Here is a 13333-nt window from a genome sequence, read left to right as displayed (position 1 = left end):
ACTTTTCGTCAACCCTTTTTTGTAAAAAATTAGCAATATTTTTTTAGAGTGCTAATTCCAAGCCTTTTCTCTCGAATTTTAAATATGAAAAAAATGGTATTCTTTTGCTCTTTCAGCAATTGAATACCATTCCTACTTTATTAAATTTTATTCACCAAATTTTGGTTCCTTAGTGATGACCTTCATTCCATGCATATATGGTTGTAAAGCTTCTGGAACATTTACTGTTCCGTCTTCATTTTGATAATTTTCTAAAATCGCAGCTACTGTTCTACCTACAGCTAGACCAGAGCCATTTAAAGTATGCGCTAAATGAAGTTTACCGTTTTCGTCTCTGTAACGAATCAAACTACGACGTGCTTGGAAGTCAGTACAGTTTGAACAACTTGAAATTTCACGATACTTGTCTTGTGCTGGCATCCAAACTTCTAAATCATAAGTTTTCGCACTAGTAAAGCTTGCATCCCCAGTTGAAAGCGCAACTACATGATATGGTAAACCAAGTTTTTGAAGTAAATGTTCAGCATTATGGGTTAATTTTTCCAATTCATCCCATGAACTTTCTTCATCAACAATTTTTACCATTTCAACTTTTCTAAATTCGTGCATTCTGATTAATCCACGAGTGTCACGTCCAGCTGATCCTGCTTCACTTCTAAAAGCTGGAGAGAATGCAGTTACATTAATTGGTAATTGCTCCCCATCTAAAATCTTGCCACGGAAGTAATTAACTAAAGGTACTTCAGCAGTTGGAATTAAGGTTAAATCACGTGGCTTATCAGGATCATCATTATCTACAATTGTATAAACATCTTCAGTAAACTTAGGGAATTGACCAGTTCCTTGCATAGAAGCATCATTAACTAAGTATGGTGGGATTACTTCTGTATATCCATCTTTAGTATTTTCATCTAAGAAAAAGTTTGAAACTGCACGTTCAAGTAATGCACCGGCACCTTTGTAATAAACAAAGCGGGCACCTGAAACTTTAGCAGCAGTATCCCAGTCTAAAATATTCAATTCTGTTCCAATTTCCCAGTGAGGTTTTGGTTCAAAATCAAGTTTAGTAGGTTCATGCCACTTACGAACTTCTTCATTGTAACTTTCATCAGGACCAATAGGATCTGAGTCTGCTGGGAAGTTAGGTAAACGAAGTAAGATATAGTTTTGTTTTTCAGTTAAATCTTCTACTTCTTTATCTAAATCTTTAATTTCTTTACCTACTTCACGCATTGCTTTAATAGCTTCACTTGCATCTTCTTTATTGCGTTTAGCTTGAGCAATTTGATCAGATACTTCATTACGCTTTTGCTTTAATTGTTCACTCTTAGTTAAAGCTTCACGTCTTTCTTTATCAATAGCTACTAATTTATCTAATTCTTCTGGTTTAATTCCTCGTGTAGCTAATTTTTTCTTTGACCAGTCTAAATTCTCTCGAATTACTTTTATATCTAACATATTTCCTCCTTAAAAATAAAACAAAAAGCCGATTCATCCCTACACTGGGACGAATCGGCTTACACGGTTCGCGGTACCACCCAAATTTGGTTAAAAATACCACACTCAAAAAGCGATAACGGTGCTAGCCGTGTAGAATTACCTACCCACATTCGAAATCTGGAAATGACTTTTTTACTCATTCACACCAACCATGAGCTCTCTGAAATTAGTCTTAGGATTTCATGTTTATTTGCATTATATCATGCCAATCCTGTGGTGTTAACAAATAATATTTTTCTTGATAATTAAAAAGTGAAGAAACCATCGAATAATCAGTAGTATAAACATATCTAAACCCTAGTCTCTTCAACAATTTTTGTGAATTTGTATTAGAAACAAATGTACCTGCCCAAATTTGATTTTGCCCTAATTCTCTAAAAGCAAAATCGATAATTAATTCTAATGCCTCACTCATTAAACCGTTGTGCCAATATTCTTTATCTAACAAAAAACCAAGATCCTTTGTTAGTAACAAACCATTATATTCATCTAGTCCACGTTCATATAATTCGACTAAACCAACTAAATGATTATTTTTCTTTAAGACTACGCCGTAACTATAAGGACGTGCTTGATATTGAAGGACACTTTTTTTTGCTGCATCTAAATCTTGTAAATATTGATAGCCCGCACTTTTGTGATAAATATTATCTTGTCCCCACTTAAGAAGAGTAGGAGCATCTTTAGGTTCAATTTTTCTTAAAATAATTCTTTCAGTTTCTAGCATTACTTGCCTACTAACTTTACTAACCATTTTGCACCATAAACTAACCCCAAGCTATAGGCTGCAATTGTCCAAGGTTTTCCTAATAAAATTATCCATAAATATGTTGAAAACTTCATTTCAGTTAATCCAGCAATCATACATAAAATGTCATCTGGTGCCATTGGCGCAATAATACATAGTCCAAAAAACCAATTAAACTTCTTCTGATTCGTAGTCCACTTCATGTATTTTTCATATGTTTTTTCTGAAACCAAATGCAATATAAAAGGTTTTCCATAATGCCTGGCCAAAAAGAACAAAATAATAGATCCTAAACATATCCCAACATAATTGTAAATAAAGCCCCATACTGGACCAAAAAATATTACTCCTCCAAGTAATGAAACTCCCCCAGGGATGATTGGAATTACAACCTGGATGACCTGAATTAATGTAAAAATCAAAGGACCGATAACTTGCTTGTCTGCTAAATAGGCCTTCATCTTTTCTTGACTTGTAAAAATTCCCAGCCTATACCAGTAAATACTTAGCAAAATTAAAATAATTGTAGTAACAATAGTAAAAATATTAATTAATTTACGACTCGTTTTAGTAGACATTTTTCTGCCCTCCTCGGTATGTTAAATTAATGATAACAAAAACAAGGTAAAATAGGCGCTCTAACCTACAAATTAAACTTAATTATAGAAGAAAATCAAATATGACTTATTTATTAAGATTTATTCTATAATATTAGTGTGTTATAAAATAACTAAGAGGCGTAACTATGGTTGTTATAAAAAAAGATATAATTTATGATGAAAATAACAATTTGAAGACTGATATCTATTTTCCAAATGATACTACTTCGCAAACAAAACTCTTAATCTTTTGGCATGGAGGAGGATGGTTTGCCGGGTCTAAAAATGATGTTAAGGACTTAGGAATAAAGTTAGCAAACGCTGGTTTTATGACCTTAATTCCCGATTATCGGCTAGCACCCGCTTTTACTTATCCAGCTGCTCACCAAGATAGTAAGAAATTTGTTGAATGGCTTTTAGATTCTGATTATACCGATGACGACGATCAACAAAATATTGTACAAATTGGTGCAAGTGTCGGCGGCACACTAGCCTTATATATTGCTGGAATTTACGGTTTTCCTACGGTTACGTGGTCAGCATCGGTAGACTTCTCGAACTGGATGAAAAGTCATAAAGATGTTATTCCATCAAGATACGGTGCCAATGAATTAAAACTAACAAATTTATATGATATTTTTGAATCATTCTATAAATTTTTTGTAAAAACCTATGCTGGTAAAAATGATCAATCTATTTTAAAAAAAATGGATGTCGAAAATTACGATCTTAGCCACTTGGGAAGGCTAAAAATGATTAATTCTGCCCATGAATTAGTTCCACTAAATGGTGTTTTAAAATTTATCGACTTTTTAGCTAACGAAGACCATGAGGTTGAATTATTAGTCATTAAAGGTCATGGGCATGCAATGGATTACGCCATGGATTATATTGATGAATCTTTAGATTTTTTGTATCAGACAATCAAGGAGAAGAAGAATGATCAACATTAACAAATTTGTTTCCATTCGTAAAAAATTAGGTTTGTCTCAAACTGAACTATGCAATGGAATTTGTACTCAATCTACATTAAGTAAATTTGAAAATAATGGCCGTATCCCTTCTCTAAAAATTTTAAATAGTCTGTGTGACCGAATGAATATTAATTTAGCTGATATCATGGATGTTGACTCTAACAAAAAAACATCTCACAAGTTATTCGAGGCAGACTTTGCAGTTATTCAACTTGATTTTCCAAAAGTTGCTCAAATTTTAAGTAGTATTAATAAAGACGAATTAGTGCGGCAAGAAGACGTTCTTCACTATTATTATCTACGCGGCCTATTAGCCTTAAATCTAGATCATGCTAAAACTGACGCACTCTATTATTTCAATTCAATTTTAGATGCAAACTTATCAAAACGAAATAAAATTTATTATCTTCTTGCTCTAAAAGGATGTAGTCAAGTTTATGACTTACAAGACGATGTTCATAAAGCACGACATTATTATGACATCATCTTGTCTTCAATATCCAATGTTCCGCTTGAAGACGAAGATTCTTTATTGCAATTTCTTTCTATTCTTTGTAATGGTGGGGAATTTGATGGTCGTAATGAAGATTATGAACAATCGGATAAGTTATTAAATATGGGATATGATCTATGCAAAAAACGACATGTAATTTATTTTGCTGCTCGCATTCTTTATCAATTAGCTCAAAATAATATTGCTCAACATGGATCGTCGCAAAAGACTGCTCAATACTTAAATGATTCTGCCGCCCTTGCTCGTCTGAATAATAATCATGTTTTATTAGAAAAAATTAATAAGTTATTATAAATCTAATCACTTCTTTTTAATTTCTTACTAAAGAGAAGTGATTTTTATATACATCTATAAGAAAGCGCTTTATAATATATTATATTGAAAAGAGGAAATTTTATGTCTAAATATGAATCAATTAATCCATATACAAACCAATTAATTAAAAGTTATCCAACTGCAACTCAAGAAGAAATTGAGCAAGCACTTGAAACCGGAGAAAAGTTATATCTAACTTGGCGTAATCAGCTACCAGCTACTAGAAGCAAATTACTTCATGAGATAGCAAATAATTTTCAAAAGCATCGCGAAGAAATGGCAAAAACCATGACTTTAGAAATGGGAAAATTATATCGTGAATCACTTGAAGAAGTAGATCTATGTGTAAATATTTGTAACTATTACGCTGATAAGGCTCCGGAAATGTTAGAACCTACCCCTTTAGAAACAGATTTAGGAAATGCCTATTATCTAAAACAGTCTACAGGTATTATCATGGCTTGCGAACCATGGAACTTCCCACTTTATCAAGTAATTAGAGTCTTTGCTCCTAATTTTATGGTTGGAAATCCTATTATCTTAAAACACGCTCATAATGTTCCAGGCTCAGCACAATTAACCGAAGAAATTATCGAAAAAGCTGGTGCACCAAAGGGAAGCCTGCAAAACCTATTCTTGTCTTATGCTCAAATTGGCGATGTGATTGCTGATAAACGTGTTCAAGGCGTTGCAGTAACTGGCTCAGAACGTGGCGGTAGTAGTGTTGCAGAAGCCGCTGGTAAAAATATTAAAAAATCGACAATGGAATTAGGTGGAAATGATCCATTTATTGTTTTGGCAGATGCTGACTCTACTGTATTAAAGAATGTACTAAGTGATGCCAGAACCTATAATTGCGGTCAAGTCTGCACTTCTTCTAAACGAATTATTGTTGTTGAATCTCGTTATGACGAAGTAATGAATATCTTGCATCATACGTTTGCTGGACTTGAACCTGGTAATCCTTTAGATGAGAATACTAGTCTTGCGCCAATGAATTCTCAAAGAGCTGCAGATAAGTTAGCTGAGCAAGTTAAAAAAGGAATTGAACATGGCGCAGAAGTTGCTTATCAATATCCTGAAATAAAAAGTTCTGGTGCCTTCTTCCGCCCAATGATTTTAACTAATATTGATAAGAAGAACCCATTATTTGACGAAGAATTATTTGGCCCAGTTGCTGAAGTATTCAAGGTCAAAAACGAAGAAGAGGCGATTGCCCTAGCAAATGACTCAAGTTTTGGTTTAGGATCTAGTGTTATTTCTGAAAATAGAACTCATGCCCAAGAAGTTGCAAGTGAAATCGAAACTGGGATGACTGTTATTAACGGGCGCTGGATTACTGCTCCTGAATTGCCATTCGGTGGTGTTAAAAAATCTGGTTATGGCCGTGAACTTAGTGAACTTGGCTTGATGTCATTTGTAAATGAACATTTAGTTATCGACGTTTCAAAATAGGTTTTTAAGTGTATACAAAAAAGGCTTAGATCATATATCATGATCTGAGCCCTTTTAATTTTGTCTCATACTACGAAAAGCAACTACTGTTAAAAGAATACTTGATACAAATAATAAATATGTCGAAACCCCAAAAGAAATTGCGTTAGTTACAATGCGTTGAATCTCCATACTATTTATCGCTTGATTATTAGTAATTCCTAAAGATAAACCTGCATTCATAAAGATCAATTCGACAGCACACACAACTAAAATAATCGATTCAATTAATGAAAGGAAGAAAACTAATTTCTTGTTATTCTTGCCATTTTTAATAGTTAAAATAATGATGGCAATTGGTACTCCCACTAAGAGCAACCACATTCCATAACCGATAAAAATATATTTTCCATTAAATCTTCCAATTGATAGTAAAGTCCTAGAAATAGAGGCAGATTGATAACCATTCATCCCAGAGGAAAAAGGACCACTAAAGACTAATAGAAGATTTAAGACTGCAATTAAGATTACGCCTAACTGAGTTGCAGTTCTTTTTTGCCTAATAACTTTCTTTATTGCTTCTGGATCCCGTCCCAATTTATCATCAATCTTTTGACGACGAGCTTTTACCTTATTTTCTCCTTCTTCAAAAGAATTAACTACATCTGAGCCCACTTTATTAACATGTTCCGTCAATCGCTGATCGACCGTATACTGCTCAGTTTTCTTTCCTTTATTTTTATCAGAAACTATAAATAACCAAATTAATAAAGCAAAGAAGCAAGACCATCCTAGAGATGGGGAAAAACTTGTTAAAATCAAAAGAATAATTCCAACTACAAAAACAATCATTGAATTCACTTGAATCCAATTAATCATAGTAGCAATAGTAGAATTTTGTTTCTTTGGCTCAACTTTCTTAACAGAACGTGTTTCTTGTTTCTGATGATTATCATTTTTTTCATTACGTGTAGTATTCTGACCAGTAAAGAATTCATTTCTAAACTTTTCTAGGTCAAAGTGACAATTAGGACACTGCTTGTCAGTTGGCTTTACATCTTCTCCACAATTTGGACACTTCATTTTTTATTCCCTCATAAACTGTTTTAGCTTATTATAGCATTCTAACCCTTAAACTAAAAAAACAGAAAGCATCGTTATGCTGCTTTCTGTTTTTTTCTTGACGCGCGGTTAACTAACCACCAAGCCATAATAAATAAAATGGCGATCCCAATTAACGCACCAACTAATTTTTTGATATCACCATTGAAGATTGCATCCCCTCCAAAGGCATAGATAAATGAAGTAGGAAACATTCCCACAATCACCATTGACAAAAACTTATTAGGCGGTGTTTCTAGTCGTGCAGCCGTATAATCAACTAACACGCTTGGTATAATTGGCACCATGAAACCTAAAGTCATTCCCAAAGTGGGATGTTTCTGATCCATTAACCAATTAAGAAATCTATTTTTCTTAAACTTGTGCGAAAAACTAACTCTCTTTATTAGACTTTCTACGATACAGTTTCCAAGAATATTTCCACACCAATTAATGGCTAATCCAATCCACGGACCATAACAAAGGCCGGCTAAAATACAAAAAACAGAATTCGACATTCCCGGAATCGCATTTAAGATGGTTATTAGTCCTAGTAAAAATAAGCCATCCCGTACTTCATGTTGTCGAAGCAAATAGAGTAGTTTTGTTTTCATATCCTTCCCTGGGTGCATTAACAAATCAATTTCAGGGCGATAGTCACGATAAAGCAAGTATAATAAAATTCCTGCTGCTAAAATCCCACAGATTATAAATAATATTTTTCTCAATTTTTTTGTCATTATTTCACTCATTTATTCTAAATTCATATCACATAATCATATTTTTTCACGTTTCAAACCAATTATCAAAACTATTATTATCCATTCGTTCTTATACTTTATCGTATTATAATAGTAAAAATAAAGCTATCTCAAAAGGAGGAAAAAATGTCCGCAAAACTTATCTTTAGTGATATAGATGGAACTCTTATTACTTCTCAGGGTACCATTTCTTCTAACACTATCGAAGCAATACGTAAGCAAATTATAGCTGGTAATTTATTTATTCCAGTTTCTGCCCGTTTTCCTAAAGGAATTATGAATGTAGTAGATAAAATCACCAACTTCTGTCCAATGATTGCCTATAATGGAGCACTAGTTTTAGATGAAATGGGGCGTCCACTTAATTCACAATTCTTTGAAGCTTCACTTGCTCTTAAGTTAATTAAAGAAATTGAAGCACTTGATACTAATGATCTTGCCTGGAATGTCTATAGTGGCTATAACTGGTTTTCTTCTCTTAATAAAAAACCATTAATTGCCAAAGAGGAAGAAACAATAGGAGTTAAATCCTTGCCAGTTTCTACGGAGCAAATAAAAGAATTAAAGGGAGTTCATAAGATGCTCATTATTGGCAAACCTACTCTTATAGATAAAATTATTCCTAGCCTTGAATCTAAGTTTCCTAGCCTAGTTTTTGTTAAATCAGCACCTCATCTTTTAGAAGTCGTTCTTAAGGGTGTTAATAAAGGAAATGCGGTTAAAATTGTTCTTGATAGCTTTGCAATGGATAAAAGCAACGCTTGGGCCTTTGGCAATAATTACAATGATGAATCAATGTTTAATTCAGTTGGCCATCCCATTTTAATGGGAAATGCTCCAAAAGACTTGAAAGAGAGCTTATCCATTCCAATAACTCTTGATAATGATCACGATGGAATTGCTACAGTATTAAATAAAATTTCTAACTAAACTAAAAAAGATTGAAGTTTTAATCCTCATTAACAAAAGGATAAACTTCAATCTTTTTTGTATAAAAGTACTAAATATTATTTAGCCTCTTCTTTATTCTTTTTTCTGCCTAAGCCTTCGTAAGTAATCTTCATAGCAGCAGACATATTAATTGGAAGTAAGAATACCAAAAGTAATAATCCAATATCCACACATAATGCAACTTCAATTAAAGTCGGTACACCAGATGGGATTAAGGCGGCGAAAGTACCACCAAGGATAATAGCTGCTGATATTACAACTGTTCCGATAATATCGCAGGCTTCAAGCATTCGTTTACTTGTACTCCAGCCAGGATTTACTTCTCCCAATTCACGATAACGCATCATTAGGAAGATTGAATAGTCAACACCCAAAGCAACAATCATGATGAAACTGAAGAATGGGGTGTTCCAAGCCAATAATGATCTACCTAAAACGGCCTTAACGATCCATTGATTAATTGATAAAGAAGTTAGGTATGCAATTACTAAAGTACCTAGGATAAACATTGGTTGCAATACTGATCTAGTAACAAAGATCAAAGCAATACCAATACCTACTAACATAATAATTGCAGTTCTTAAGAAGTCGCTACTTGCAGTTTCTTGAGTATCGTAAATCTTTTCAGATTGTCCACCCATAGCAACTGTTGAACCAGCAAGACTTGTACCCTTAACTGATTTCTTAACCATGTTACTAATTTCATGAGCCTTCTTTGCTCCTTCAGTTGAAGCAGGGTTCATCTTTAGAATGATGATGATCTTAGTAGATTTAAGATCTGAACTCATGTAGTTATCAAGAGCAGGTTTAAAGCTAGATGAGTGAATCATGTTTGCTGGGATGTAGAAAGTCTTACCAGCTGCTGAATCAGCTAAGCCAGTTAAGTATTCTTGACCAGCACCTAAACCGTTATTTACTTTGTCAATTCCGGCAGTAATCTTAGGATTATTTGATGCAATTTGACCAGCACCATTTGCTAATTGGTTTGCACCGCCATTAAGTTGACCAATACCTGAACTTAATTGACCAGCACCACTGTTTAATTGACCAATACCATTTGCCAATTGGTTAGTGCCGTTTAACCCAGATTGTAAACCAGTGTTTAATTGACCAGCACCGTTTGCTAATTGACCGGCACCATTTGCAAGCTGACTAGAACCAGCTACACCTGCTTGTAAGCCACTTGCAAGTTGGCCTGCTCCACTGTTTAAGCGAGCTGCGCCTTGAGCTACAGCACCTTGAACTTGAGTTAAGCCTGAGCTTAATTGGTTCAAAGCAGTAGTTGCGCCTGGTAAAGCAGTGTTTGATGCAGTAGCTAAAGTATTTACTTGTTGTTTCAAGTTATCAACTTGACCCATTAAACCTTGAAGGGTTTGTAAAGTATTTCCTACATTAGTTGCTGATTCTCCAAGTTTCTTATCTGCTTCACCAGCTGCTTGAATATTACCAGCTACACTTTGTAAGCTTGATGTAAGATTCTGAGTTTTTTGAGTAGAAGCAGATTCTACTTTACCTAAAATTTGGCTAAAGGCTGCACTCATAGCCTGCTTTTGTTGGTCATTTAACTTAGCGCTATCCATAGCTTGAGCATAAGCTTGTGTTAATTCAGCTTTTTCACTATCGCTAAGACCAGCACCTGAGCTTTGTAACCCTTTTAAAGTGTTCCCTGCTTGAGTTAAATTATCGCCTATAGTTTTGGCTTGAGTACCAACATCAGTTAAATTAGCTTTTAGGCCAGCAGTATCTACAGAACTTGATGACTGACCCAATGCTTGATTCAATTGTTGAATACGATTGTTAATTTGAGGCAATCCCTTTTGAAGAGCTTCTAATTGTGCCTTAGTAGCACTATTCATTTGTCCAGATAATTGTGCACTCATCGTATTCAAACCATTTACTAAGGCTTGAGTACCGTCCTGCAAACTCTGAGTACCACTTTGTAAACTTGCAGCCCCATTAGCCAACTTAATAGTTCCGTTTTCAAGTTGTACAGCACCTTGTTGTAAGTTCAAAGTACCACTCTCTAAACGACCAGCACCAGTTGCTAACCGCATAGTTCCTGATCTCAGAGCTTCTGCACCATTTTGAAGACGTGTAGTTCCGCTAGCTAATTGATTTGCACCAGCTTGCAGACGGCCAGTTCCGTTAGAAAGTTGATTTGCACCATTTTGTAGTTGAACAGCACCATTAGTAATTTGTTTACTACCGTTACTTAAAGTTCCTAAACCATTTCTAGCAGTATTCACACCTGAGTTAACAGTGCCTAATTGGTTGTCAACGTAAAGACGTTTAATTGATTTACCATTCGGTTCAGTTACAGAAGATGCAAATTTAACATCTGGATCTGCTTGAATCTTTTTAACAATCTGATCGATTTCTTTTAAGCTTTTTTCATTATCAAGCTTATTTTTGCTCTGAATATATAAAGTTGAATATTCAGGAGTACCAATTGAGAAATGATCTTGTAAAACTAATAATCCAGCTTTTGATGGTGTAGAATTAGAAATTTCATCTGCATCATCATAATTCAAATTATTTGAATAGAATAAGGCAAATGGCAATACTGCAACTGCCATTACAACTAAGTAAATAATTGGATGAGTCAAGCTCCCTTTTGAAAGAGCATGCCATAATTTAGAGTTGCTTTCACCTTCAAACTTCTTAACTGGCCAGAATAATTTCTTACCTAAGACAGCCATAAAGAACGGGTTTAAAGTCAAAAGTACTACTAATAATACAGCAACCCCAACAGCAACTCCAACAGCTGAACGGTAGATTGAGAAGTTAGCTAAACCTAACGCACTAAATCCAATTAAGATTGAAGATCCAGAGTAAAGAATTGTCTTACCAGCTTTACGCAACGCATCATTTGTTGCCTCATGGTTTGACATCCCCTTACTCAAGTTCTCTTTAAATTTATCATACAGCAGGATATTGTAGTCAGTACCAATACCAAACAAAACAATAACCATGAAAACTTGAGTAAAGTTTGAAAATGGAAAGTTAAATTTCTCTACTAAATTAGTAACAATTGAGAATGAAGTAATAAATGAAACACCAACTGTTAATAATGAAATTATTGGCACAATTGGCGACTTAAATACAATTACTAAAACAATGAAAATAAAGAAGATAGTAATTAATTCAGTCTTTTTAATACCATCTTGAACAGAAGCAGAGAAATCATCTTCAAGAATTCTAACCCCAGTTACATATGTTCTAACTCCTGGGGTTTTAACAGCCTTTGTTAAAGTCTTATTAACGTTAGAAACAGTCGAATGATCATTAGCAATATTTAATTGCACAATTTCTGTTGTTTTATCTTTAGAAATTAATTGTGCTTTTGTTGCATAGTTGTCATTAGGAGTCATCATTGACTTGATACCCAGCTTTTTCTTATTGTCCTTTAAAAAGCGAATTGTATCGTTAATTTTCTCCTTATCACTTGAGGTTAGTTTCCCGTGTTTTTTATTAAAAACTACCCCTACAACATAGGTATTATCTTGTCCATGCCCCCACTTACTCTCGATATTCGTTGCAATAGAACTTTGAACATCTTTAGGAAGTGAAATTTCTGAATGCTGACGTGTCAATGCATCCACATTTGGCAACGAGAAGACAGCAATTAGTAAAATTGCTATCCATGCTATCAAAGCACCAAGATGATTTTTCAGCAATTTCATGCGCTACTTTCCTTTCCCCTTATTTTGTACCTTCAACTTGAAGTTTTGGTGCTACAAGTCTTAAAAGCATCTCATGGTAATTATCGTCAGCTTCCTTTTCTGTTTCATCGATTACATATCGATCTAAGAAAACATAACCCAAAACAGCTCCAAGTAAACTATGCAAAGAGACAACATTCTTCTTGCCTACATCGAGCTTTTCTCCTAGATCTACTATCTTTAAAACCTCTTCACGAATTTGTTCATTTTGAACATATTCATTTAGTCCATAATAAATACTAGAAATAGCCTTATCATGTAGTAAAAAGTCTCGTATTTCATCTGCAAATCTAAACAAAGCATCAAGACCTGAATGGCCTATTATCTTCTTTGTTAAGTGCTGACGCAAAACTTGCAGTCTATTAACACAAACTAAAACTAATAAATCATTACGATTAGCAACATAGTGATACAAAGATTGAGATCTAATCCCTAAAGCTTTAGCTAAAGCTGGCATTGTTAATTCACTTAATCCTTTTTCACTAATAATTGTTATAGCTTGATCAATTACTTTTGAGCGGTCCAAAGCTCTTTTTTTAGCCAAGATAATCACCTTCTTTTTGTGTACTCATATACTTTAACACGTCAATGTGTAGAAAACAATCTACAATGTGTAGAAATTTATCTACTTTTTGAAAAAAATAAAAAGGAGCTATAAAATGATATGAACCCAAAAATTAGGACATATTATTAAACTGTTTGATTTAAAACCAT

The 13333-nt window shown here is 34.1% G+C and carries 11 protein-coding genes; 4 read left to right on the top strand and 7 right to left on the bottom strand.

Annotation, left to right across the window (positions count from 1 at the left end; translation table 11 throughout):
• Positions 1-147: 147 nt before the first annotated feature.
• The 3 genes from serS to Q9R40_RS09135 form a co-directional block, all read right to left on the bottom strand.
• Positions 148-1458 (bottom strand): serine--tRNA ligase, encoded by a 1311-nt coding sequence (gene serS / locus Q9R40_RS09145; RefSeq protein ID WP_297939930.1) that lies wholly within the window; start codon positions 1456-1458, stop codon positions 148-150.
• A gap of 214 nt (positions 1459-1672) precedes the next feature.
• Entirely contained in the window at positions 1673-2227 is a 555-nt protein-coding gene (locus Q9R40_RS09140; RefSeq protein ID WP_304677382.1) for a GNAT family N-acetyltransferase, read from the bottom strand.
• On the bottom strand, positions 2227-2826 hold the full coding sequence (locus tag Q9R40_RS09135; protein WP_297939924.1) for a TVP38/TMEM64 family protein: 600 nt from the start codon (positions 2824-2826) through the stop codon (positions 2227-2229). Before Q9R40_RS09135 ends, Q9R40_RS09140 begins: the two co-directional genes overlap by 1 nt.
• Positions 2827-2993: 167 nt before the next feature.
• Between Q9R40_RS09135 and Q9R40_RS09130 the strand changes: the two genes are divergently transcribed.
• From Q9R40_RS09130 to Q9R40_RS09120, 3 genes are all read left to right on the top strand, one after another.
• The gene (locus Q9R40_RS09130) at positions 2994-3800 is read left to right on the top strand and encodes an alpha/beta hydrolase (protein ID WP_300593415.1); all 807 of its coding nucleotides are present in this window, start codon (positions 2994-2996) and stop codon (positions 3798-3800) included.
• On the top strand, positions 3787-4629 hold the full coding sequence (locus tag Q9R40_RS09125; protein WP_304677381.1) for a helix-turn-helix domain-containing protein: 843 nt from the start codon (positions 3787-3789) through the stop codon (positions 4627-4629). The genes Q9R40_RS09130 and Q9R40_RS09125 overlap by 14 nt, the downstream gene beginning before the upstream one ends.
• Positions 4630-4731: 102 nt before the next feature.
• Complete coding sequence (locus Q9R40_RS09120) at positions 4732-6105, top strand: NAD-dependent succinate-semialdehyde dehydrogenase (protein WP_300722603.1); 1374 nt, start codon at positions 4732-4734, stop codon at positions 6103-6105.
• A 54-nt stretch (positions 6106-6159) separates the two neighbouring features.
• Here the strand turns inward: Q9R40_RS09120 and Q9R40_RS09115 are convergent, their stop codons facing one another.
• Positions 6160-7167 (bottom strand): zinc ribbon domain-containing protein, encoded by a 1008-nt coding sequence (locus Q9R40_RS09115; protein WP_304677380.1) that lies wholly within the window; start codon positions 7165-7167, stop codon positions 6160-6162.
• Positions 7168-7241: 74 nt separating this feature from the next.
• Positions 7242-7925 carry a TVP38/TMEM64 family protein gene (locus tag Q9R40_RS09110; protein WP_297939911.1) on the bottom strand — a complete coding sequence of 228 codons (684 nt, stop codon included), beginning with the start codon at positions 7923-7925 and terminating at the stop codon, positions 7242-7244.
• A gap of 147 nt (positions 7926-8072) precedes the next feature.
• Between Q9R40_RS09110 and Q9R40_RS09105 the strand changes: the two genes are divergently transcribed.
• Complete coding sequence (locus Q9R40_RS09105; RefSeq protein ID WP_297939908.1) at positions 8073-8876, top strand: Cof-type HAD-IIB family hydrolase; 804 nt, start codon at positions 8073-8075, stop codon at positions 8874-8876.
• 77 nt (positions 8877-8953) lie between these two features.
• Here the strand turns inward: Q9R40_RS09105 and Q9R40_RS09100 are convergent, their stop codons facing one another.
• Both Q9R40_RS09100 and Q9R40_RS09095 read right to left on the bottom strand, forming a co-directional pair.
• Entirely contained in the window at positions 8954-12580 is a 3627-nt protein-coding gene (locus tag Q9R40_RS09100; RefSeq protein ID WP_304677379.1) for an MMPL family transporter, read from the bottom strand.
• A 19-nt stretch (positions 12581-12599) separates the two neighbouring features.
• Positions 12600-13163 (bottom strand): TetR/AcrR family transcriptional regulator, encoded by a 564-nt coding sequence (locus Q9R40_RS09095; RefSeq protein WP_023599935.1) that lies wholly within the window; start codon positions 13161-13163, stop codon positions 12600-12602.
• Positions 13164-13333 lie beyond the last annotated feature (170 nt).

Source organism: uncultured Lactobacillus sp. (genome assembly GCF_948948975.1).
Classification (GTDB): Bacteria; Bacillota; Bacilli; order Lactobacillales; family Lactobacillaceae; genus Lactobacillus.
The sequence above is the reverse complement of the archived record's forward strand: the minus strand, read 5'-3'. Positions and strand labels throughout refer to the sequence as shown.